The organism is Pseudomonas sp. BN415 (genome assembly GCF_029871195.1).
Lineage (GTDB): Bacteria > Pseudomonadota > Gammaproteobacteria > Pseudomonadales > Pseudomonadaceae > Metapseudomonas > Metapseudomonas resinovorans.
In genome coordinates this window covers 35,813-56,703 of the sequence record NZ_SSOK01000068.1, presented here as the reverse complement: position 1 = coordinate 56,703, position 20,891 = coordinate 35,813, and the positions used below count along the sequence as shown (strand labels likewise).

21 protein-coding genes are annotated in these 20,891 nt (G+C 63.3%); 8 read left to right on the top strand and 13 right to left on the bottom strand.

Features of this window, described 5'->3' with window-relative positions; genetic code table 11:
- The first annotated feature begins 305 nt into the window (after positions 1–305).
- Positions 306–1,136, top strand: coding sequence for an undecaprenyl-diphosphate phosphatase (locus E8F20_RS26150; protein ID WP_280286342.1), 831 nt, complete (start codon positions 306–308; stop codon positions 1,134–1,136).
- Positions 1,137–1,184: 48 nt separating this feature from the next.
- On the opposite strand, the gene E8F20_RS26145 is transcribed toward E8F20_RS26150, so the two are convergent.
- Positions 1,185–2,534: a heavy metal sensor histidine kinase gene (locus E8F20_RS26145; RefSeq protein ID WP_280286341.1), complete on the bottom strand. Its 1,350-nt coding sequence runs from the start codon at positions 2,532–2,534 to the stop codon at positions 1,185–1,187.
- Entirely contained in the window at positions 2,534–3,214 is a 681-nt protein-coding gene (locus E8F20_RS26140; protein ID WP_280286340.1) for a heavy metal response regulator transcription factor, read from the bottom strand. Before E8F20_RS26140 ends, E8F20_RS26145 begins: the two co-directional genes overlap by 1 nt.
- Before the next feature lie 159 nt (positions 3,215–3,373).
- On the opposite strand from E8F20_RS26140, the gene queF reads away from it, so the two are divergent.
- Positions 3,374–4,207 (top strand): NADPH-dependent 7-cyano-7-deazaguanine reductase QueF, encoded by an 834-nt coding sequence (gene queF, locus E8F20_RS26135; protein ID WP_280286339.1) that lies wholly within the window; start codon positions 3,374–3,376, stop codon positions 4,205–4,207.
- 43 nt (positions 4,208–4,250) lie between these two features.
- On the opposite strand, the gene E8F20_RS26130 is transcribed toward queF, so the two are convergent.
- The 3 genes from E8F20_RS26130 to E8F20_RS26120 all read right to left on the bottom strand — a co-directional run bounded on the left by E8F20_RS26130 (position 4,251) and on the right by E8F20_RS26120 (position 5,862).
- Complete coding sequence (locus E8F20_RS26130; protein ID WP_280286338.1) at positions 4,251–4,514, bottom strand: DUF4404 family protein; 264 nt, start codon at positions 4,512–4,514, stop codon at positions 4,251–4,253.
- Positions 4,515–4,646: 132 nt separating this feature from the next.
- Positions 4,647–5,387, bottom strand: coding sequence for an HAD family phosphatase (locus E8F20_RS26125; protein ID WP_280286337.1), 741 nt, complete (start codon positions 5,385–5,387; stop codon positions 4,647–4,649).
- A 55-nt stretch (positions 5,388–5,442) separates the two neighbouring features.
- A complete protein-coding gene (locus tag E8F20_RS26120) occupies positions 5,443–5,862 on the bottom strand; it encodes a thioesterase family protein (protein ID WP_280286336.1) in 420 nt (139 codons plus the stop codon).
- Positions 5,863–5,964: 102 nt separating this feature from the next.
- Here E8F20_RS26120 and E8F20_RS26115 point away from each other — a divergent pair, with 102 nt between their 5' ends.
- Positions 5,965–6,666: a VacJ family lipoprotein gene (locus tag E8F20_RS26115; protein ID WP_280286335.1), complete on the top strand. Its 702-nt coding sequence runs from the start codon at positions 5,965–5,967 to the stop codon at positions 6,664–6,666.
- 74 nt (positions 6,667–6,740) lie between these two features.
- Here the strand turns inward: E8F20_RS26115 and E8F20_RS26110 are convergent, their stop codons facing one another.
- Entirely contained in the window at positions 6,741–7,040 is a 300-nt protein-coding gene (locus E8F20_RS26110) for a PilZ domain-containing protein (protein WP_280286334.1), read from the bottom strand.
- A gap of 216 nt (positions 7,041–7,256) precedes the next feature.
- Between E8F20_RS26110 and rssB the strand changes: the two genes are divergently transcribed.
- Both rssB and rssC read left to right on the top strand, forming a co-directional pair.
- Positions 7,257–8,441 (top strand): two-component system response regulator RssB, encoded by a 1,185-nt coding sequence (gene rssB, locus E8F20_RS26105; protein WP_280286333.1) that lies wholly within the window; start codon positions 7,257–7,259, stop codon positions 8,439–8,441.
- Entirely contained in the window at positions 8,438–8,920 is a 483-nt protein-coding gene (rssC, locus tag E8F20_RS26100) for an anti-sigma factor antagonist RssC (protein WP_280286332.1), read from the top strand. The genes rssB and rssC overlap by 4 nt, the downstream gene beginning before the upstream one ends.
- A gap of 64 nt (positions 8,921–8,984) precedes the next feature.
- Here rssC and tal read toward each other — a convergent pair whose 3' ends face one another.
- Positions 8,985–9,911: a transaldolase gene (gene tal / locus E8F20_RS26095; RefSeq protein ID WP_280286331.1), complete on the bottom strand. Its 927-nt coding sequence runs from the start codon at positions 9,909–9,911 to the stop codon at positions 8,985–8,987.
- Positions 9,912–10,195: 284 nt separating this feature from the next.
- Here tal and E8F20_RS26090 point away from each other — a divergent pair, with 284 nt between their 5' ends.
- A complete protein-coding gene (locus tag E8F20_RS26090) occupies positions 10,196–10,582 on the top strand; it encodes a hypothetical protein (RefSeq protein ID WP_280286330.1) in 387 nt (128 codons plus the stop codon).
- Here E8F20_RS26090 and dusA read toward each other — a convergent pair.
- The 4 genes from dusA to E8F20_RS26070 form a co-directional block, all read right to left on the bottom strand.
- Entirely contained in the window at positions 10,552–11,562 is a 1,011-nt protein-coding gene (gene dusA, locus E8F20_RS26085; RefSeq protein WP_280286329.1) for a tRNA dihydrouridine(20/20a) synthase DusA, read from the bottom strand. The genes E8F20_RS26090 and dusA overlap by 31 nt on opposite strands.
- A 654-nt stretch (positions 11,563–12,216) precedes the next feature.
- Positions 12,217–16,194: a trifunctional transcriptional regulator/proline dehydrogenase/L-glutamate gamma-semialdehyde dehydrogenase gene (putA, locus tag E8F20_RS26080; protein ID WP_280286328.1), complete on the bottom strand. Its 3,978-nt coding sequence runs from the start codon at positions 16,192–16,194 to the stop codon at positions 12,217–12,219.
- Positions 16,195–16,503: 309 nt separating this feature from the next.
- Positions 16,504–17,073: a TetR/AcrR family transcriptional regulator gene (locus E8F20_RS26075; RefSeq protein WP_137821831.1), complete on the bottom strand. Its 570-nt coding sequence runs from the start codon at positions 17,071–17,073 to the stop codon at positions 16,504–16,506.
- Between the two features lie 106 nt (positions 17,074–17,179).
- The gene (locus E8F20_RS26070) at positions 17,180–18,310 is read right to left on the bottom strand and encodes a thiolase family protein (protein WP_280286327.1); all 1,131 of its coding nucleotides are present in this window, start codon (positions 18,308–18,310) and stop codon (positions 17,180–17,182) included.
- A gap of 306 nt (positions 18,311–18,616) precedes the next feature.
- Here E8F20_RS26070 and E8F20_RS26065 point away from each other — a divergent pair, with 306 nt between their 5' ends.
- Positions 18,617–19,498, top strand: coding sequence for a DMT family transporter (locus E8F20_RS26065; RefSeq protein ID WP_280286326.1), 882 nt, complete (start codon positions 18,617–18,619; stop codon positions 19,496–19,498).
- Between the two features lie 69 nt (positions 19,499–19,567).
- Here E8F20_RS26065 and E8F20_RS26060 read toward each other — a convergent pair whose 3' ends face one another.
- Both E8F20_RS26060 and E8F20_RS26055 read right to left on the bottom strand, forming a co-directional pair.
- A complete protein-coding gene (locus E8F20_RS26060; RefSeq protein ID WP_280286325.1) occupies positions 19,568–19,879 on the bottom strand; it encodes a transcriptional regulator in 312 nt (103 codons plus the stop codon).
- A 20-nt stretch (positions 19,880–19,899) separates the two neighbouring features.
- Positions 19,900–20,040, bottom strand: coding sequence for a hypothetical protein (locus E8F20_RS26055; RefSeq protein ID WP_280286324.1), 141 nt, complete (start codon positions 20,038–20,040; stop codon positions 19,900–19,902).
- Between the two features lie 128 nt (positions 20,041–20,168).
- Here E8F20_RS26055 and E8F20_RS26050 point away from each other — a divergent pair, with 128 nt between their 5' ends.
- Positions 20,169–20,858, top strand: coding sequence for an endonuclease I family protein (locus E8F20_RS26050; RefSeq protein WP_280286323.1), 690 nt, complete (start codon positions 20,169–20,171; stop codon positions 20,856–20,858).
- The last annotated feature ends 33 nt before the right edge of the window (positions 20,859–20,891 follow it).

Genomic DNA, 20,891 nt, shown 5'->3' with positions numbered 1-20,891 from the left:
CTTGCCAATTCCATGGGAGAAAGCCGCCGATTGTAGCGGCTCGCTGCGGTTTCGGCTGGTTGTGGTTACACCCGGTACTGCCCCAGCAGGCGGCTTGGCCTTTATCAATCAGCCTTTAGCCGCGATTTCCCATTGGCTCTCTGTTAGCATTTCGGCGCTTCGGGGCAAGGCTGAAGGCTCGTTCGTCCCGGAACCTGCTTGCTGGCATCTGGTTTCATCGCCGTTCGGCACATTCGTGGTGTCAGTTACCTGCGCATTCGTAACGAAAAGGCCGCCTGAAGAGCGCGCCTCGGGGGAGAGTTTCAATGGATTTGTGGACGGCCTTGCAGGCCATCATTCTGGGGGTTGTCGAAGGCCTGACGGAGTTTCTGCCGATCTCCAGCACCGGCCACCAGATCGTGGTCGCGGACCTGCTGGGCTTCACCGGTGAACGGGCCATCGCCTTCAATATCATCATTCAGCTGGCGGCCATTCTCGCGGTGGTCTGGGAGTATCGGCGGAAGATCTTCGACGTCGTCGTCGGGTTGCCCACCCAGCGCGGTGCTCGGCGTTTCACGCTCAATCTGGTGGTGGCGTTCTTTCCGGCGGTGGTCCTTGGCGTGGCCTTTGCCGATGTGATTCACCATTACCTGTTCAACCCCATCACCGTGGCATCGGCCCTTGTGGTAGGCGGTGTGATCATCCTGTGGGCCGAGCAGCGCCAACACCAGGTGCAGGCCGAAACCGTCGACGAAATGACCTGGAAGCATGCACTCAAGGTTGGCTGCGCCCAGTGCCTGGCGCTGGTGCCGGGTACCTCGCGCTCCGGAGCGACCATCATTGGCGGCCTGCTCTTCGGCTTGTCGCGCAAGGCGGCCACCGAGTTCTCCTTCTTCCTCGCCATGCCCACCATGGTTGGCGCGGCCGTCTACTCGGGCTACAAGTATCGCGACCTGTTCCAGCCAAGCGACCTGCCGGTGTTTGCCCTGGGTTCGGTGGTGTCCTTCGTCTTCGCCATGATTGCCGTACGCAGCCTGCTGAAGTTCATCGGCAGCCACAGCTACGCGGCGTTCGCCTGGTACCGGATCGGCTTCGGTCTGCTGATCCTGGCGACTTGGCAGTTCGGCATGATCGACTGGTCGACTGCACAGGGTTGATCGGGTTTGATTCCGGGAAGGCGTGCCAGATGGCGCGCCTTCTGCGTTTCAGGGGTTGGGAAACTGCAGGGTGAAGCATGTCCGGCCGTTGGCGGATTCGCAGCGGATATCGCCGCCGTGGGCGCGAACGATGGAGCGGGTGATGGCCAGGCCCAGGCCGGCATGTTCGCGGCCCTCGCGGCGGGCGGGGTCGGCGCGGAAGAATCGATCGAACAACCGTGGCAGCAGTTCGGCGGGGATGTCGGGACCGCTGTTGGCCACTGTCAGCTGAAGGCTGCGGGCGTCTCTGGTCAGGTTCACTTCAATGCGACCGCCTTCCGGCGTGAAGCGCAGGGCGTTGTCCAGCAGGTTGGATAGCGCGCGACGCAGCATGCTGCGGTCAGCGTTTAATCGGGCGTCGCCACTACGACTCATGGCGATCTGGCGGTCCTCGGCCAGGGGGCTGAAGTAGTCCAGCAGGGCATCCAGTTCGTCGGCCAGTTCCAGGGGCTCGCGTCGGGTCGGCAGCAGGCCGTGTTCGGCCTTGGCCAGGAACAGCATGTCGCCCACCATCTGCGCCAGGCGCTGCAGCTCTTCCAGGTTGGAATGCAGGGCTTCGCGGTAATCGTCCGTTGCGCGATCCTGGCTGAGGATCACCTGGGTCTGGGTCAGCAGGTTGGACAGCGGCGTGCGCAACTCGTGGGCGATGTCGGCAGAGAAGGCCGAGAGCCGCTGGAAGGCATCATCCAGCCGGGCCAGCATGGCATTGAAGGCGCGCACAAGTTCCACCAGCTCTGGAGGAACCTGATCGTCGGGCAGGCGGGCGGTCAGTGAACTGGCGGATACCCCGGCGGCCACCTCGGCCATGCGATGCAGGGGGCGCAGGCCACTGCGCGCCGCCCAGGCGCCCAACAGGGCAGTGGCCAGGGCGGAGAGTCCTACGGTGAGCCAGATCAGCCGCTGCATGCGTTCGAGGAAGTGCTGGTGATGAGTAATGTCCAGGGCCAGCGTGAGGCGTGGCGAATCGGGGGCATCCGGTCGCAATAGTGCGCTGTAGACCCGATAGTCGGTGCCATCCTGCTGCCAGTCATGCAGCCCGTCACGACCCGGCGCGCGCAGGCCATCGGCGCTGCTGAACCAGTAGCGGCTGTCGTGGCCCTCCAGGCGCAGGGCCAAGTCCGGATGCAGGCGTAGCTCGGCTTGCAGGGCGTCCAGACGAGGCACCAAGGCCGCGGGGCTGTCCACATCGCTGACCAGGGCGCGGAAGGCTCTCAGGCGGCTATCCAGCAGTTGCTGGTCGAGTTCGATGAAGTGCGCTTCGCTGGCGCGGCTGAACAATACCCCAGCAATCAGCGACACAGTGGCCGTGCAGGCGGCGAACAGCAGACCCAGGCGGGCTGTGAGGGAGAGTCCGCGCATCAGCCTTCCCGAGCCTCCAGTACGTAGCCCATGCCGCGCACGGTATGGATCAGTTTGGTGGGGAAGTCGTCGTCGAGCTTGGCTCGCAAGCGGCGAACGGCAACTTCGATGACGTTGGTTTCGCTGTCGAAATGAATGTCCCAGACCTGGGCGGCGATCAGCGCTTTGGGCAGCACTTCGCCCTGGCGTCGGAGGAGGAATTCCAGCAGGGCGAACTCTCTGGCGGTGAGGTCGATGCGACGGCCACTGCGCTCGACCTTCCGATTCAGCAGGTCCATGCGCAGGTCCGCAAGTTCCAGACTGGTTTCCTGGGGCGCGGCGGCGCCACGGCGCAACAGGGTGCGCACGCGGGCAAGGAGTTCGACGAAGGCGAAGGGTTTGATCAGGTAATCGTCTGCCCCCAGTTCCAGGCCATGGACGCGTTCCTCCACGGTATCCCGTGCAGTGAGGAGCAGCACCGGTGTCTGCAGGTCTGCCAGGCGCAGGCTGCGCAGCACTTGCCAGCCGTCCAGGCCAGGGAGCATCACGTCCAGGATGATCAGGTCGTAGCGGCCGGTCAGAGCCAGATCCCGGCCTTCCAGGCCATTGGTGACGAGGTCGGCGGCCAGACCGGCTTCGATCACGCCCTGGCGCAGGAACTGGCCGGTCTTGGGTTCGTCTTCGACTATCAATAGCTTCATGGTGGGCTCATGGCTTGGTCTGCTGCTTTATACCGTGCTCGCGGACAGGGCAAGCTGACAAAGTTGTAATGCAGCGACGCCGTTGGTGCCGTAGATTTTTCAGTAGCCACCCGACTGTATACAATTGCGCGATTCCCGCACTTTCAGGTTCACCCGCTCATGCATCACCCCGCCGAACATTCGCCGCTGGGCAAGTCCAGCGAGTACGTCAGCTCCTACAGCCCCGAGTTGCTGTTCCCCATCTCCCGCGTGACCAAGTGGAACGAGCTGGGTCTGACCGCCGCAACCCTGCCGTATCAGGGCGTGGATTTCTGGAACTGCTATGAGCTGTCCTGGCTCACGCCGTCCGGCAAGCCGGTGGTCGCGATCGGTGAGTTCGCCATTCCGGCCGATTCGCCGAACATCATCGAATCCAAGTCGTTCAAGCTTTACCTCAATTCGCTGAACCAGTCTGTCTATGCCAGTGCGGCTGAATTGGAGCAGGTGCTGGCTAGGGACCTGAGCGCGGCAGCCGGTGCTTCAGTCGCGGTGCGCGTACGCAGCCTGACCGAGGTGGAAGCCGAGGGTGTCGCCAGCCTGCCAGGCATCTGCATTGATGAGCTGGATGTCACCATCGGTGGCTACGAGCATCCGCAGCCCGAACTGCTGCGCGCCGAAGCCGGGCAGACGGTGGAAGAGACGCTTCACAGCCATCTGCTGAAATCCAACTGCCCAGTTACCGGCCAGCCGGACTGGGGCACTGTAGTCGTCGCGTATCGCGGGGCGAAGCGGCTGGATCACGCCAGCTTCCTGGCCTATCTGGTGAGCTTTCGCCAGCATGCCGACTTCCATGAGCAGTGCGTGGAGCGGATTTTCCTCGACCTCAAGAGGTTGCTCGCGCCAGAGCTGCTGACCGTTTATGCGCGTTACGTGCGCCGCGGCGGGCTGGACATCAACCCGTACCGCAGTACCCATGCGGTGCAGGCCGATAATCGCCGGCTGGTGCGGCAGTAACGAAATCCCTGACTCGAAGTCGGGGTTTTTCATCTGGGGCGGACTAGATGCCCATATTCGCCAGGCTTTGCATGATGTTGCGCAAGGTTCCGGCGAGGGTGGGATGACGGGTTTCGAAGCGCTCAATGGCCAGGTTGACCCCGTCCACCAGGGTTGCATCTGGCGCCATGGCAGCGTCGCGGGCCAGGCGCAGTTCGATTTCCTGCATCAACTCGATCAGCGATGCGCGTTCCTCCGCATCCAGCGGCGGTTCCTCGGCCAACTGGTCGCGCAGTTGTTGCAGTTGCTGCTGCAGGCGTTCAGGCATGTCTTTCTCCCTTTGCGAATGTCTCAGGAGTTGACCTGGCCACTGGGGCAAAGGTCCCTCATGCCTTAGAGATTAATCCAGGCGTGACAGGCCTGCCTGACTCGGATCAAGCCTGAAATACAAATTCTGCACTCAGGGCTTCTCGCCCTTGTCGCGGCGGTAGGCGAGGTCCGCCAGGCAGGGGGCGAGCTCACCCAGGTGGTCGATCACCGAATGGGCGCCCAGACGGTACAGCTCCAGGGTGGCGGCGGCGCGCAGTCGATCACGTTCGACACTGTCCAGCGCCTGCCAGTCCGCTGGCGCCAACCCACACAGGGGGCCGCTGGTGGCAAGGCCAATGGTCCAGAGTCCGGCATTCAGCCCGGCCAGCAGAAGGCGCGGATTGGCGCTGATCAGCACGCAGCCTTCCAGGCGTGAAACCCCAAGCCCTGCCAGGGCTTGCCAGCAGCTGTCCGGCGCCGGCCAGGGACGCGCTCCGTTGATTTCACTGCCGCTCAGCCAGGTGGGCAGAGGGGTGGCCAGGCGCCGGCTGGCCGGGGCGGGCAGGTCGTCGAGCCAGGCACAGGGAACCTGGGTGCAACTCACCAGGTTGGCCAGTTCATCGAGATTGGTGACGGCTTCGGCGTGTTCGCTGGCAGCGTCCAGCAACTGTTGTTGGAGCGCCTGGAACAACTCCTCGCCGGCAGGGGAGCCCAGTGCGTGGTCGAGGGCGGCGCGCAGGGGCAGGGCGGCGGATTCCGCCAGGCGTGGTGCCGGACAGTCCGGCAACAGCCGGGCTAGTGCCAGCGGCAAGGTGCGGGCACCGAAGTCCACCAGGCAGCCGGAAAGACCGAAGAGGAGGGCGGTAAAGGCGGGCGGTTGGCTCTGGGGCATCAGCGTCATCCTGACGAGGTCTGGCGCAGACTAACCGCTCTGAATGACAGCGAAGTTACTGCCGCTGGCCAACCCCCATGGCCAGGCGCAGATCATCAGGCACCGGTACCGCTCTATCGGTGGCGTGGTCAATCCAGACCAGTTTGCAATGGCCTTCGCCATAAAGGGTGGACGGGTCTTCAAGGGTGCTCAGGCGGTGCTCCACCACCAGGCTGCTGTTGCCCACGGGGCCTGCATGAAGTTCGATGACCACGGTAGCCGGATGCACCACGGGCTTGAGGTAGGTGTGCAGCGTTTGCAGTACCACCGGACCCTGGGGAACGTTGTTCATGGCAATGCCGAGTCTCTCGAACCAGGCTACCCGCGCTTCTTCCAGATACTGGATGTACAGGGTGTTGTTGACGTGGCCGTAGCTGTCCATATCACCCCAGCGAACGGGAATGTGTGCAACATGAAGCAAGGTTTTTTTCGGCATGCTGGCAGTCCGCTATGCTGCCCAAGGCGGGCGATGACCTTATACTGCGCGCCCTGACTGGGCGGCGGGCCGCCACACTACTTTTCTCAAGGAGAGTCTGCAATGCGATTGATCGGTACTCGGTGGCTCGATCGTCTGGGCCGTATACTGGCCTGCGTTACCCTGGCGGCACTACCCGTCGCTGCCAGCGCCGCTGAGGATGACCCCTGGGAGGGCTTCAACCGTGCGATGTTCCGCTTCAACGACACCCTCGACACCTACGCGCTGAAGCCCGTCGCCCAGGGTTACCAGGCGGTGACTCCGCAATTCCTCGAAGACGGCATTCACAATGTCTTCAACAACGTCGGCGATGTCGGCAACTTGGCCAACGATCTATTCCAGGCCAAGTTCCACAATGCCGGCGTCGACACCGGACGGCTGGTATTCAACACCACCTTCGGCCTGCTCGGCTTCTTCGATGTGGCCACCCACATGGGCCTACAGCGCAATGACGAAGACTTCGGCCAGACCCTCGGCTACTGGGGCCTGGGCAGCGGTCCCTATCTGGTGATCCCGTTCCTCGGCCCAAGCACGGTACGAGACGCTGGCGGCAAGATTCCGGATGCCTTCCTCGAACCCTATCCCTACATCGATCACGTGCCGACCCGCAACGTGACCCGTGCGGTCGATGTCGTGGATACCCGCGCCAGCCTGCTGTCCGCGGAGAAGCTGATCACCGGTGACAAGTACATCTTCATCCGCAATGCTTACCTGCAGAACCGTGAGTTCAAGGTGAAGGATGGCGAGGTAGAGGACGACTTCTAAGTCTGCTGGTCCGATCTCGGCACCATGAAGAAAGGCGACCTCGGGGTCGCCTTTTTCGTTTCCGGGTTTTACGCCTAGCGCATGCTGATTATGGCCAGGCCGAGGGCCTGACTGCCGTTTGCATTCTCGCCGATCCGTACCACTTCGGTGTCGGCTTCCAGGCCCTTGAGCGCGCTGTGCTCGGAAGGAATCAGCACGCGAACGCGATCGCCGACTGCCAGTTTGGCGTTCACTTCGAGCTGCATCCCCGTGCTGGAAAGGTCCAGGCAAAGGGCAGGGTACTGCTGGCCGGCGTGCTCCAGGATGGCTTTTGTCTGCACCTGCATCCGGATGAAGTCGCGCTTCTCGCTGTAGTTGCGGTCGTCCAGGCTCACGCGCTAATCCTCTTGTCGTCATGGAGTGGGGCCGAACCCCTTATAACTTCCAGCGATTTCAGGTGTAAAGGCAGAGTTCGACTCGCGGCGCAAGCTTGAATCGCCCTGCGGATGGGAGTACCGTCTGCGCCGTAAAGCGAACCCCCGTACTCGTGCTCGGGCCTTAGGTCGGGTGCTACAACAACCCATCCCTGGCGCCGTTTGCCTGGATACTCCATGCACAATCCCAGTGCCAAGCTGCTGATTATTGATGACGACGAGGTAGTGCGCGCAAGCCTCGCGGCCTATCTGGAAGACAGTGGATTCAGCGTTCGGCAGGCCAGTAACGGCCTGCAAGGGCTGCAGGTTTTCGAGCAGGAGCGCCCGGATCTTGTGATCTGCGACCTGCGCATGCCTCAGGTCGATGGCCTGGAACTGATCCGTCGCATTTCCGAACTGGAATCAGAAACCCCTGTGTTGGTGGTCTCCGGCGCCGGCGTCATGAGCGATGCTGTCGAAGCCCTGCGCCTGGGCGCGGCGGACTACCTGATCAAGCCCCTGGAAGACCTGGCCGTTCTCGAACATTCGGTGCGTCGCGCGCTTGATCGCGCGGCCCTGCGTCTGGAAAACCGCCGCTACCGGGAAAAGCTGGAATCCGCCAACCGGGAGCTGCAAGCCAGCCTGCACCTGCTGCAGGAAGACCAGAACGCCGGGCGCCAGGTGCAGATGAACATGCTGCCGGTGACGCCCTGGGAAGTGGACGGCCTGCGTTTCGCCCACCAGATCATCCCGTCGCTGTACCTCTCGGGGGACTTCGTCGACTACTTCCGCGTGGACGACCGTCGGGTTGCCTTTTACCTGGCGGACGTTTCCGGCCACGGCGCGTCCTCGGCCTTCGTGACCGTATTGCTCAAGTTCATGACAACGCGCCTGCTCTATGAGTCCCGGCGCAATGGCATGCTGCCTGAGTTCAGACCTTCCGAGGTGCTTGGACACATCAACCGCGGCCTGATCAATACCAAGCTGGGCAAGCACGTGACCATGCTCGGCGGCGTGATCGACGAGGAACGCGGTCAACTGACGTACAGCATTGGTGGGCATTTGCCGCTGCCGGTGCTTTATAGCGAGGGCAAGGCCTCCTACCTGGAGGGTAAGGGGCTGCCAGTGGGGCTGTTCGAAGAGGCGAGCTATGATGATCGGGTCATCGACTTACCGTCGTCCTTCAGCCTGACCTTGCTCTCCGACGGGATCCTGGACCTTTTGCCCGGGGATACCCTCAAAGATAAGGAAGCCGCGCTGCCAGAGATGGTATGTGCCGCAGGTGGCAGTCTGGATGGCTTGCGACAAGTATTTGGACTGGCCAGCTTGGGCGAGATGCCGGATGATATCGCCTTGCTGGTGTTGAGCAGGAACCTTGCATGAGTACCGGTAAAATCCAGTTTGCCGAGCAGGATGGGACGTTCGTCCTGAAGTTCGTCGGGGAAATCCGCTTAACCCTGTGTTCGGCCCTGGATGCGACCATTGAAAAGATCTTCTCGGCGCTGAATTTCTCGGCGATCGTGATCGACCTGACAGAAACCCAGAGCATCGACAGTACGACCCTGGGGCTTCTGGCCAAGCTGTCGATCCTTTCGCGGCAGAAAGTGGGTCTGTTGCCCACGGTAGTGACCACCCACCCCGATATCACGCGGCTGCTGCAGTCGATGGGATTCGACCAGGTGTTCAATATCGTCGGGACACCAATACCTTGTCCGGAATGCCTGGAAGACCTGCCGCCGCAGGATCAGACGGAAGAAGTGGTCCGCACCAAGGTGCTGGAAGCCCACCGAATCCTCATGGGACTCAATGAGTCCAACCGCGAAGCCTTTCACGATCTGGTCAGCGCACTCGAACGCCACTGATCCGTCGTTACTTCTCCGCAAATGAAAACGCGCGCAGCCCGCAACGGCTGCGCGCGTTCGCGTTTCAGCGGCGCGAGGCGAGCAGGGCTTCCAGCTTTTCCTGGTCGCGGGCAAACAGGCGAATGCCTTCGGCCAGCTTCTCGGTGGCCATGGCATCCTCGTTCAGCTGCCAACGGAAGGCTATTTCGTCCAGCACGACGCGAGCTTCGGCATCGTTTCCTGGAGCCAGGCTGCGATCCAGAGCCCCCTGATCGTCAGCCAGCTTCTGCAGCAGTTCCGGGCTGATGGTCAGTCGGTCACAGCCGGCAAGTGCCTCGATCTGGCCCAGGTTGCGGAAACTGGCGCCCATCACCACGGTTCGGTAACCATTGGCCTTGTAGTAGCGGTAAATGCGCGAGACAGACTGCACGCCAGGGTCTTCGCCGCCTACGAAGTCTCGGCCTTCGGCTTTCTTGTACCAGTCGTAGATGCGGCCGACGAAGGGCGAGATCAGGAAAACACCGGCGTCGGCGCAGGCCGCCGCCTGGGCAAAGTTGAACAGTAAGGTCAGGTTGGTCTGGATACCTGCGCGCTCCAGCTGTTCGGCGGCGCGAATGCCTTCCCAGGTGGAAGCGATCTTGATCAGTACACGCTCACGGCCGATGCCGGCCTCTTCGTAGAGACCCATCAGGCGCTCGGCGCGACGCAGGGTGGCATCGGTGTCGAAGGATAGGCGGGCGTCCACCTCGGTGGAAATGCGCCCTGGTATCACCTTGAGAATTTCCTGGCCTACGGCTACACCGAAACGGTCGCAGGCCAGGCCCAAGTCATCACCGGCGCCGTTCATGGCGCTGTCGAGCAACTCGGCATAGCGCGGCATGGCGGCAGCTTTCAGCAGCAGGGAAGGGTTGGTGGTGGCGTCGACCGGCTTGAGGCGCGCAATTGCATCGAGGTCGCCAGTGTCGGCGACGACAGTGGTGTACTGCTTGAGTTTGTCCAGCTTGGAGGTCATGGCGAAACCTTGTCGTGGCGGATGATCCGACCTTACCCGAGCTGCCGGGGCTGCTCAACGGGGGCGTAAGGGCTTTTTACAGGCCATCGGCCTGCCCAGCTCAACAGACCCGGAAAAGGGGGGAGCAGGTTCCCCAGGGGAAAATATTTCGCATTCTTGTTGCGGTTTTTCCTTGCTGGTCCGTCTTCTTCTATGAGAGCCCGAGAAAATCGGGAAGCAGGCCGGCAGGAGATTCGGCCCTAGGCTTTGCGTCATGCGAGTCATTGACCAACAAGGAGATCCTGATGCGAGTACATGCGTTGCCCCGAGCCAAGCCGGTCGTACCGCAGCCCATGGGCCTAAGGGAGGAGCGAAGCCTTCTGAACCTGGATCACCGCCAGTTGCGGCAGATGCTGCAGCAGGCAGGGCTGAAGACCAGCATGCCGCGTCTCAAGGTGCTGGAAATACTCTGCCTCGCCTCGCAAGAAGGTAGCGACATTCCCAGTCGCGTTCTTCATGAGCGTCTGGTGGAAGCGGGCGAGCCGCTGTCGCTGGTTAGCGTGCGCCAGGTACTGGGGCGCATGGTGGATCGCGGCCTGCTGGTCGCCCAGGGTCGCAGTCGCTTTCGCCTGGCGCCGGCCTGGGAAGCGTCGATTTCCACTCAGCGGCCGCGCAGCAGCTCCGCCGCCTGATCCAGCAACGCCAACGGGTCGGCGACCTTGTGCACGTCGACCGACAGCAACTGGCGAAAGCGTCGGGCGCCGGAGAAGCCCTGGGCAAGGCCGAGCATATGACGGGTGATGTGATGCATCACGCCACCGTCCTGAATATGGCGCTCGATGTAGGGGCGCATGGCTTGGAGGGCTTCGGCGCGGCTGATCTGCGGGCTGGCACAGCCAAACAGGTCGGCGTCCACTTCGGCGAGCAGGTAGGGATTGTGGTACGCCTCGCGGCCCAGCATCACACCGTCGAAAGTCTTCAGGTGCTCACGGCATTCGCCGAGGGTCTTGATGCCGCCGTTGAGGATCAGCTCCAGATCCGGGAAGTCCCGTTTCAACTGTGCTGCCACGTCATAGCGCAGCGGTGGAACCTCGCGATTCTCCTTGGGTGAGAGGCCTTCCAGGATGGCGATGCGCGCATGCACGGTGAAGCTGCGACAGCCGGCTTCACGCACCTGGCCGACGAAGTCGCAGAGCTCCTCGTAGCTGTCCCGGCCATTGATACCGATACGGTGTTTAACCGTGACCGGAATATCTACCGCATCCAGCATCGCCTTGACGCAGTCAGCCACCAGGGCCGGATGGCCCATCAGGCAGGCGCCGATCATGTTGTTCTGCACTCGGTCACTGGGGCAGCCGACGTTCAGGTTCACCTCGTCGTAGCCCGCCTCCTGCGCCATCTTCGCGCAGGTCGCCAGCTCTGCTGGCACGCTGCCACCCAGCTGCAGCGCCAACGGATGCTCCGCCTCGTCGTGGCGCAGGAAGCGCTCATAGTCGCCACGCAGCAGCGCGCCCGTCGTCACCATTTCGGTGTAGAGCAGGGCATGCTGCGACAGCTGGCGCAGGAAGAAGCGGCAATGGCGATCCGTCCAATCCATCATCGGCGCCACGGAGAAGCGGCGGGACAGGGCAGGGCGCGTGGATTGGGGCTGGGGAGCGTTTAGAGCGGTCATCGGAAACGTCTGATTTGAGCCTGTTTTGGCCCCTTTCCGGCAATCCCGGCAGGCCTGGTACTGATTTTTAGCACTGGGCTCACGGGATTTAGCACTGCAGGAAAGCATGGGCGCGATCACGCGGCGAAAGAGCAAGAACGGAGAGGTGAAGTGCACCGCTCAAATCAGGCTGCGCCGGCAAGGGCGCATAGTCTATCAGGAAACCTAATCCTTCGATTTCAAGCAGACGGTCCGCGCCTGGCTGCTGCGACGTGAGTCCGAACTGCCGCGCCCGGGGCTCTGGAACGCGCGAACGGCAGAGTGTTGTCGGCGAATGGGCGACGTGCAACGAACGCGTAGCCTGGTCAGAGTTGGGCAAGATCAACAGGATGCACGACGGCTGCGGGAATTGCGGGCGTTTGGCGATTGCCCGTTTACCTGCGAATCGCTCTTCCTCAAGACCCGGCGAAGAACTAAAAAAGAAGGGGGCACGCTTGTGGCGTGCCCCCTTTGCCGTCAGTGAATGATGGCCAACCGTCGAAGAGAAGAGTGGGCGGGGCCGCCCCGGTAAGGGTGGTCCGCCTGGAGGCAAGGCCTCCGGTGTTGCGACCGGCACCTGCCTTGTGAGCGGGTGCCGGGGTGGAGCAATGTCGCTCCCGAGGGCGCGACGGGGTGTCAGCCGATGGTCATCAGGCTGGCGTTGCCGCCAGCAGCAGCGGTGTTGACACTGATGGCGCGTTCGATCAGCAGACGCTCCAGCGGGATCGCGGTCTCGCCCTGGGACAGGCCCTGGACGCCGATGATCGGACCCTTGCGGGAGGCGACCTGCTGGCAGATGGCGCTCAGCTGATCGGAGTCACCGTGGTGCAGTACGGCATCGAAGGCGACTTCGGGCTGGCTCCAGTCCGCAACCAGTTGGATGCGTGCCTGCACCGCTTTCGGCAGGGCGCCGCGCAGCTTGCCGGTCAGTTCGCTGGTGGCCCAGAGCGCGCTGCTGCCAACGGCCAGAGCGCTCGCCAGTTGGACGAGCAGGTCGGTTTCGTCGTCCGCCAGGCAGAGTACGGTCTCGCGCGGCAGCAGTACGTAGGTGTTGCGCTCCCCGGTCGGGCCAGGCAGGACGCGGGTCAGGCCGCTCTGGGACTGCTCGGCGAAGCTGTCGCAGAGGCTTGCCAGGCTGTCCTTGCCGTTTTTCGCGGCCCAGGCCTTGAGGGCTTCCAGGGGCTTGCCCTGGCGTTCCTGCAGGGTGGTGCGCTGCTGGGTGTCGGCGACGCTTTGGCCATCCAGGCGTTGGAAGGTGCGGCTGACGCCGTCGACCGGGCGGGTGGCCAACAGGCGGTACATGTACAGCGGGCCGCCGGCTTTCGGGCCGGTACCGGACAGGCCTTCGCCACCGAAGGGCTGCACGCCGACCACGGCGCCGACCATGTTGCGGTTGACGTAAAGGTTGCCGGCATGGGCCTTGTCCACCACCTTGGCGATGGTTTCGTCGATGCGGGTGTGCACGCCCAGGGTCAGGCCGTAACCGGTGCCGTTGATCTGGTCGAGCAGGGCGTCCATGTCCTCGCGCTTGTAACGAAGCAGGTGCAGCACGGGGCCGAAGATTTCGCGTTCCAGGTCGGCGAGGCTGTCCAGTTCGATCAGGGTCGGCATCACGAAAGTGCCGCGCTGCATCACATCACCTTCGGTGCGGGCGATCTGGAACACGCTGCGGCCTTTGCTGCGCATGGCCTGGACGTGCTTGTCGATGTTGGTCTTGGCCTCAGCGTCGATGACTGGGCCGATATCCACGTTCAGGTGCTCGGGGTTGCCGATGCGGCACTCGGCCATGGCGCCCTTGAGCATCTCCACCACGCGGTCGGCCACGTCTTCCTGCACGCACAGCACGCGCAGGGCGGAGCAGCGCTGGCCGGCGCTGTCGAAGGCGGAAGCGATCACGTCGGTCACCACCTGCTCGGCAAGGGCCGAGGAGTCGACGATCATGGCGTTCTGGCCGCCGGTTTCGGCGATCAGCGGAATCGGACGGCCTTGGGCGTCCAGGCGGCCGGCGACGTTGCGGGCGAGGATGCCAGCCACTTCGGTGGAGCCGGTGAACATCACGCCTTTCACGCGCTCATCGCTCACCAGGGCGGCGCCCACGGTGTGGCCGAGGCCCGGCAGCAGTTGCACAACGCCTTCCGGAATGCCGGCCTGGAGCAGGATGCGCACGGCCTGGGCGGCAATCAGCGGGGTCTGTTCGGCGGGCTTGGCCAGCACGGTGTTGCCGGCGGCCAGGGCAGCGGCCACCTGGCCGGCGAAGATCGCCAGGGGGAAGTTCCACGGGCTGATGCATACCACCGGGCCCAGCGGGCGGTGCGTGTCGTTGGCGAAGTCGTGGCGGGCCTGGGCGGCGTAATAGCGCAGGAAGTCCACGGCCTCGCGCACTTCGGCGATGGCGTTGTTGAATGTCTTGCCAGCTTCGCGGACGAGAATGCCCATCAGCGGCTGCATCTCGGCTTCCATCAGGTCGGCGGCGCGATCCAGGGCGGCGGCGCGTTCCACCGGCGGGGTGGATTGCCAGATCGGTGCGGCGGTGATGGAGGCCAGCACGGCGTTGCCGACGTCAGCGGTGGTGGCGTTCTGCACGTGGCCGACCACGTCGCGGTGATCCGCCGGGTTCAGCACGGGCTCGCTCGGGCCTTCGCTGGTTGGGCAGCCGAGCATCGGCTGGGCGCGCCAGTCGGCGTGGCCACTGCTCAGCAGGGCGCTGGACAGGGACGCCAGGCGGTGTTCGTTGGCCATGTCGATGCCACTGGAGTTGACTCGGGCGTCGCCGTACAGGGCCTTGGGCTGCGGGATGCGCGGGTGCGGCAGGCCCAGGGCGCCTTCGACGCTGGCCATGGCCTCGGCGCTGGCAACCGGATCTTCCACCAGTTCCTTGATGGAGATGCTGTGGTCGGCAATGCGGTTGACGAAGCTGGTGTTCGCGCCATTTTCCAGCAGGCGGCGGACCAGGTAGGCCAGCAGGGTTTCATGGGTGCCGACCGGTGCGTAGATGCGGCACGGACGGTTCAGCTTGCCGTCGGCGATCTTGCCCACCACTTGCTCGTACAGCGGCTCGCCCATGCCGTGCAGGCACTGGAACTCGTACTGGCCCGGGTAGTAGTTCTGGCCGGCGATCTGGTAGATGGCCGACAGGGTGTGGGCGTTGTGGGTGGCGAACTGCGGGTAGATGACTTCCGGCACGCCCAGCAGCTTGCGCGCGCAGGCGATGTAGGAAACGTCGGTGTAGACCTTGCGGCTGTAGACCGGGAAACCTTCCAGGCCGTCGACCTGGGCGCGCTTGATCTCGCTGTCCCAGTAGGCGCCTTTCACGAGGCGGATCATCAGGCGGTGCTGACTGCGGCGGGCGAGATCGATCACGTAGTCGATCACGTACGGGCAGCGCTTCTGGTAGGCCTGGATGACGAAGCCGATGCCGTTCCAACCCTTCAGGCTCGGCTCGAAGCAAAGGCGCTCGAGCAGGTCGAGGGAGATTTCCAGGCGGTCGGCTTCTTCGGCGTCGATGTTGAGGCCGATGTCGTACTGCTTGGCCAGCAGGGTCAGCGACAGCAGGCGCGGGTACAGCTCACCCATCATGCGCTCGTACTGGGCGCGGCTGTAGCGCGGGTGCAGGGCGGAGAGCTTGATGGAGATGCCCGGACCTTCATAGATGCCGCGGCCGTGGGAAGCCTTGCCGATAGCGTGGATGGCCTGCTCGTAAGAGGCGTAGTAGCGCTGGGCGTCTTCCTCGGTCAGCGCGGCTTCGCCGAGCATGTCGTAGGAGTAGCGGAAGCCCTTGGCTTCGAAGTTGGTGGCGTTGGCCAGGGCCTCGGCGATGGTTTCGCCGGTGACGAACTGCTCGCCCATCAGGCGCATGGCCATGTCCACGCCCTTGCGGATCACCGGCTCGCCGCTCTTGCCGATGAGGCGGTTCAGCGAGGACGACAGCCCGGCTTCATTGTGGGTGGACACCAGCTTGCCGGTGATCAGCAGGCCCCAGGAGGCCGCGTTGACGAACATCGACGGGCTCTGGCCCAGATGCTGCTGCCAGTTGCCGGTACTGATCTTGTCGCGGATCAGGGCGTCACGGGTGCCCTTGTCCGGGATGCGCAGCAGGGCTTCGGCCAGGCACATCAGTGCCACGCCTTCCTGGGAGGACAGGGAGAACTCCTGCAGCAGGCCCTGGACGATACCGGCGCGGCCGCCGGCGCTCTTCTGGTTGCGCAGTTTCTCAGCGATGCCATAGGCCAGCTTGTAGGCGGCGTCAGCCATCTCGGCGGGCAGGCGGGCCTGCTCCAGCAGCATGGGCACGGCTTCCTGCTCGGGGCGGCGGTAGGCGGCGGTGATGGCCGCGCGCAGCACGGACTGCGGCAGGATGCTTTCGGCGAATTCGAGGAACGGCTGGTGGGTGGACTCGGGGAGGGCTTCGAGCGCGTCGTGGTCACCTTCGGCCAGGCGCTGGGCAATACCTTGGAGTTCCGGAAGGGTCATGCCGCTTTCCAAGGCCTCGAGGTAGCTGAAGATCGCTTGCTTGATCAGCCAATGCGGGGTGCGCTCGATCCTGCGCGCAGCTTCCTTGAGACGATCACGGGTAGCCTCGTCCAGTTTCACGCCAAGGGTGGTGCTCGTAGCCATTTCTTGTCCTCTTTTCAGCCGTGGTCGTACGGCAGTAGCGGCGCAAAGATTAGCGATGTCCTACAAGGGGTGCAACCGGGTGCAACCAAAGGTCGTATATCTGGCGACGATCAGCGGATGAAAGGTCGCCTCAGTTACTCGAAAAGGTTGCACCCGATTGGTGCGAAGGCTCGAATATACGGGCGTTTCGCGAGGCGTGACCGGCTTGGTGAGGGAGGGTGCAACCCAGGTGCAGCCGGTTTTGGCCCTACCTGGAAAGCATAGGCCGCCCCTGCTGAATGCCTAGGGCGGCGACGGATGGTGGTGCAGTCAGGCCTTGGCGGCTTGCGCCGCCTCGACCTGGGCGAGGAGGGTTTGGCGGGCGCTGTCGAGGATGCGGTCGGACAGTTCTTCGCTGGCCACGCTGCGGGCCAGCGTCAGCGCACCCACCAGGGTGGCGAGCATTGCCAGACTCTGTTCTGCACTACCGGTTTCCTTCTCCATGAGTTCCAGCAGGCCGGTCAGCACGCCATCGGTGATGGGGCTGGCATTGCCGCGCTGGCCCATTTCGGCCGACATGGTCGGCAGCGGGCACCCCTGCTCGGGGTGGGCGCGGTGCTGAGGCGAGAGGTAGCGCTCGAAGAAGGTTTTCAGCGGTTGTTCCTTGGAGAACGCCTTGGCCCACTGGGCGTTGGCGTCATTCGCCGCTGCCTGGAGAGCCTCTTCCACCAGGGCATCCTTGGATTTGAAGTGCGCATAGAAACCGCCATGGGTCAGGCCGAGGGCCTTCATCAGCGGTTGCAGGCCGGTAGCGTCGATGCCGTCGGCGCGGAAGCGACGGGACGCCTCGGCGACGATGCGTTTGTGGGTTTCGGCCTTGTGGTCTTCGGGGTAGCGCATGGCGGTCACCTCGTGGGGAAGATTGATATTGCGATTGTAATTCACATCCCCTGTCGCGCGAGCGGAAATCGGCCACGGCGCCGAACCGGGTGTCGTGGCCGAACGATCACATGCCTTCCAGCAAGGTGGCGACGCCCTGGCCGCCACCGATGCACTGGGTCGCGATGGCGTAGCGGCCGCCGGTGCGCTTGAGCAGGCTGGCCGCCTTGCCGGTGATGCGGGCACCAGTAGCACCCAGCGGATGGCCGATGGCCATGGCGCCGCCGTCCAGGTTCACCTTCTGCGGATCGACCTCGAGTTCCCGGATGCAGGCGAGAGCTTGGCTGGCGAACGCTTCATTGATTTCAAAGAGGTCGATGTCGCTTGCCTGGAGGCCCGAACGCTGTAACAGCTTGCGGGTGGCGTAGAGCGGACCCATGCCCATGATTTCCGGCGGGCAGCCAACTACGGCTACGGCCTTTACCCGAGCCAGGATGTCGAGGTTCCAGCGCTTGGCGAACGCCTCTGTGCAAACGAATACTGCAGCCGCGCCGTCGGTCAGGGGAGAAGCGGTACCTGCCGTGACGCTGCCGCCGAAGGCCGGCTTCAATTGCGCCAGGGCTTCCGGGTTGGTGCCCGGACGGATGCATCCATCTTCGGTGACCAGGCCATCGGGTGTTTCCGTGGCAATGATTTCGTCCTGCAGCAGGCCTTGCGCCCGCGCCTCGGTAGCCCTGCGGTGAGACTCAACTGCCATGGCTTCCTGGTCGACGCGCGAGACGGCATAGCGACCGGCGACCACCTCGGCGGTATGACCCATGGCCATGTAGGCCTGTGGGTAGCCGTTCACCAGCGTCGGATTGGGCGAGATGTTGAAACCGCCCATGGGCACCCGGGTCATGGACTCCACACCGCCGCAGATAAAGGCTTCGCCCGCGCCCAGCTGGATCTGCCCGGCGGCGAAATGGATGGCGCTCATAGAGGAACCACAGAAGCGATTGACCGTCGCACCCGCAACGGTCTCCGGCAGGCCAGCAAGAAAGCCAGTGATGCGCGCCAGGTTCATGCCTTGCTCGGCTTCCGGGTAGGCGCAACCCAGGATCAGGTCCTCGATTTCCCTTGGGTCTACGTCCAGACGTTCCACCAGGCCCTTCACCACTTGGGCGGCGAGGTCGTCCGGGCGCAGGTTGATCAGACCGCCCTTCTTGGCGAAGTGGAAGGGCGAACGGGCGTAACCGGCGATGACGATGGATTGCATGGAAGGCTCCTTGGGGTGGAGGGCTGGCTTCGATGCGTTGAATGATAAGTGTAATTCAACTGACTGTACATGATGGTCGTACTACAAAGTGGCCGGGAGCGCGATCGATCAGCTGGAAACCTGGGCCTGTTCAGCTTTCACTGCGCTGATGAAGGCTTGAGCTGCTTGGTGTCGGCGAGTAGGTGTGCTTACGCAGGGGCTTGCATACCTGTCGACTCTTGAGTGATGCAGGCTTAGTCGATATCTTGAGCCGCCTAATCATTAGTCTGCTACCAAGTCTTCTTGGCAGACCCTCCGGATCGCCTCATGAGTTCCCAGAGCCACTTGCCGCAGCGCATCGACCAGCCCCTGAAAGGCATCGTGCTGGTCTGTCTGGCTACCTTCCTGTTTTCCAGCCACGACGCCATCTCCAAGTACCTGTCGGCCTTCTATCCCATTGTGATGGTGGTATGGGTGCGCTACCTGGTGCATACCTTGCTGATGGCGGGGTATCTGCTGCCGCGCGAAGGTGGGCGAGTGCTGCGGACCAAGCGGCCGCTACTGCAGGTGGTGCGGGCCCTGTGTCTGATAGGGGTCAGCCTGTTGTTCACCACCGGGCTGCGCTACATCCCGTTGGCGGAGGCGACGTCGGTGATCTTCTTGGCACCGTTGCTGGTCACTGCGCTGTCGGTGCCCTTGCTGCGTGAGCGGGTGTCGCGTGGGCAGTGGGCGGCTGTACTGGTGGGGTTCGGAGGCGTGCTGTTGATTGTGCGGCCGGGCGGTGCGCTGTTCACCCCGGCCATCCTTCTGCCGCTGGCGGCGGCTGTTTGCTTCGCCTTCTACCAACTGACCACGCGCATCCTCAGCCGCAGCGATAGCGCCGCGACCACCAATTTCATCACCGGCCTGACCAACACGCTGATTATGAGTGCCCTGGTGCCGTTCTTCTGGCATCTGCCCGACAGCCTCGGACACAGCCTGCTGATGCTGGCCCTGGGCGCCTGCGGCATGGGTGGGCACATGCTGCTGACCCAGGCCTTTCGCCATGCGTCGCCACCGCTGCTGGCGCCTTTCGGTTATGGCCAGATCGTCTTCGCCGGATTGCTCGGGTTGCTGCTGTTCAACCACGCGCCGGACCAGATCGGACTGCTGGGCATTGCCATCATTGTCGGTAGCGGGCTGTTCATGGCTTATGCGCAGAAGCGTTGAGACGCTTCGATGGCAAGGCCGCTCCATCTCTAGCTCATGTTCACGCTTGCCGGTGGGCTGAAGCCCACCCTACGCGCTTTCCACTTCGCGCGAATCCACATACTCCTTCAGCCACCTCAGCACCTGCACCGGCTCCCAACGGGCCGGATCGAACAGGGCATAGGCCTGGCCCTGGTAACCCACCACGTCCAATTGCCGGTGATAGCCGGCGCGCTGGAACAGGGCCTCGATCTCGGCCAGGCAGGTATTGAAATGCAGGCGCCCGAACGGCGTCTTGCCGTCAGTCACCAGGCCTTCCAGGCGCAGTTCTTCCACCGCTTCGCGGATTTCTTCCGGGGCCATGCGGCTCACCGTGTACTTCAACTGGCGTACATCCAGCATCTTGGGTGTCCTCGGACGGTTCAATGCAGCTGCCGGCAAGCGAGCAGGGGCTGCACCTGGCCACGCGGCGGGAAGGGCAGCGGCAGCTGATAGGGCAGCGGAACGCTTGGTGGAACAGGTTGCTCGGGCATCGGCAAGCGGATTGGGGCTGATACAGGCATAGGACTTTTCCTGAATTACTGTATATTTATACAGATAGCAGTTGCCGCCGTCCGATGGCAACCAAACCAAAGGAAAAATCTGTTGTCAGTCATTTCCCACTGACGCAGCACCGAGAACAAGAATCTTGATGATCCGCTCTATCCTGCTGTTTTGCCTGCTGTTCTCCGCCGCCACCGAAGCCGCTGCACCCCGCACCTTCAATGAAGCCAAGAAGGTTGCCTGGAAGCTCTATGCCACTCACCCGGTGGAGTTTTATTGCGGCTGCCGTTACCAGGGCAACCGCGTGGACCTGAAGAGCTGCGGCTATGTGCCGAGGAAAGCGCCGCAACGGGCCAAGCGCATCGAGTGGGAGCACATTGTGCCTGCCTGGGTGATTGGCCATCAGCGCCAGTGCTGGCAAAAAGGCGGGCGCAAGAACTGCACAGAGAACGATCCTACCTATCAGCGCGCCGAGGCTGACCTGCATAACCTGGTGCCGAGCATCGGCGAGGTGAATGGCGACCGCAGCAACTACAGCTTCGCCTGGCTACCACAAAAGCCCAGTCAATACGGAGCCTGCCCCATGGTGGTGGACTTCAAGGCGCGCAAGGCGATGCCGCGTCAGCAGATCCGCGGGATGATCGCGCGGACCTACTTCTACATGAGCGACCGCTACGGCCTGCGTATTTCCAGTCAGGACCGCAAGCTTTACAACGCCTGGAACCGCCAGTACCCGGTGGAAGCCTGGGAGCGCAACCGCAACCAGCGCGTGGCCTGCGTGATGGGCTATGGCAACCCGTTCGTGGGGAAGGTGGATATGGGCGCCTGCAGGCGATAGGGCAGGGCCGGCGGTGGGGCGAAGCGCGCTTCG

What these genes read in the sequence shown, in the direction of transcription:
- E8F20_RS26050 (WP_280286323.1), top strand. Translation starts at nt 20,169, where the DNA reads ATGATCCGCTCTATCCTGCTGTTTTGCCTGCTGTTCTCCGCCGCCACC.
- E8F20_RS26075 (WP_137821831.1), bottom strand. Translation starts at nt 17,073, where the DNA reads ATGCGCTACCCCGAAGACCACAAGGCCGAAACCCACAAACGCATCGTC.
- E8F20_RS26140 (WP_280286340.1), bottom strand. Translation starts at nt 3,214, where the DNA reads ATGAAGCTATTGATAGTCGAAGACGAACCCAAGACCGGCCAGTTCCTG.
- tal (WP_280286331.1), bottom strand. Translation starts at nt 9,911, where the DNA reads ATGACCTCCAAGCTGGACAAACTCAAGCAGTACACCACTGTCGTCGCC.
- E8F20_RS26130 (WP_280286338.1), bottom strand. Translation starts at nt 4,514, where the DNA reads ATGCCTGAACGCCTGCAGCAGCAACTGCAACAACTGCGCGACCAGTTG.
- E8F20_RS26120 (WP_280286336.1), bottom strand. Translation starts at nt 5,862, where the DNA reads ATGCCGAAAAAAACCTTGCTTCATGTTGCACACATTCCCGTTCGCTGG.
- E8F20_RS26115 (WP_280286335.1), top strand. Translation starts at nt 5,965, where the DNA reads ATGCGATTGATCGGTACTCGGTGGCTCGATCGTCTGGGCCGTATACTG.
- E8F20_RS26060 (WP_280286325.1), bottom strand. Translation starts at nt 19,879, where the DNA reads ATGCTGGATGTACGCCAGTTGAAGTACACGGTGAGCCGCATGGCCCCG.
- dusA (WP_280286329.1), bottom strand. Translation starts at nt 11,562, where the DNA reads ATGACCGCTCTAAACGCTCCCCAGCCCCAATCCACGCGCCCTGCCCTG.
- E8F20_RS26125 (WP_280286337.1), bottom strand. Translation starts at nt 5,387, where the DNA reads ATGCCCCAGAGCCAACCGCCCGCCTTTACCGCCCTCCTCTTCGGTCTT.
- putA (WP_280286328.1), bottom strand. Translation starts at nt 16,194, where the DNA reads ATGGCTACGAGCACCACCCTTGGCGTGAAACTGGACGAGGCTACCCGT.
- queF (WP_280286339.1), top strand. Translation starts at nt 3,374, where the DNA reads ATGCATCACCCCGCCGAACATTCGCCGCTGGGCAAGTCCAGCGAGTAC.
- E8F20_RS26145 (WP_280286341.1), bottom strand. Translation starts at nt 2,534, where the DNA reads ATGCGCGGACTCTCCCTCACAGCCCGCCTGGGTCTGCTGTTCGCCGCC.
- E8F20_RS26055 (WP_280286324.1), bottom strand. Translation starts at nt 20,040, where the DNA reads ATGCCTGTATCAGCCCCAATCCGCTTGCCGATGCCCGAGCAACCTGTT.
- rssB (WP_280286333.1), top strand. Translation starts at nt 7,257, where the DNA reads ATGCACAATCCCAGTGCCAAGCTGCTGATTATTGATGACGACGAGGTA.
- E8F20_RS26070 (WP_280286327.1), bottom strand. Translation starts at nt 18,310, where the DNA reads ATGCAATCCATCGTCATCGCCGGTTACGCCCGTTCGCCCTTCCACTTC.
- E8F20_RS26090 (WP_280286330.1), top strand. Translation starts at nt 10,196, where the DNA reads ATGCGAGTACATGCGTTGCCCCGAGCCAAGCCGGTCGTACCGCAGCCC.
- rssC (WP_280286332.1), top strand. Translation starts at nt 8,438, where the DNA reads ATGAGTACCGGTAAAATCCAGTTTGCCGAGCAGGATGGGACGTTCGTC.
- E8F20_RS26065 (WP_280286326.1), top strand. Translation starts at nt 18,617, where the DNA reads ATGAGTTCCCAGAGCCACTTGCCGCAGCGCATCGACCAGCCCCTGAAA.
- E8F20_RS26150 (WP_280286342.1), top strand. Translation starts at nt 306, where the DNA reads ATGGATTTGTGGACGGCCTTGCAGGCCATCATTCTGGGGGTTGTCGAA.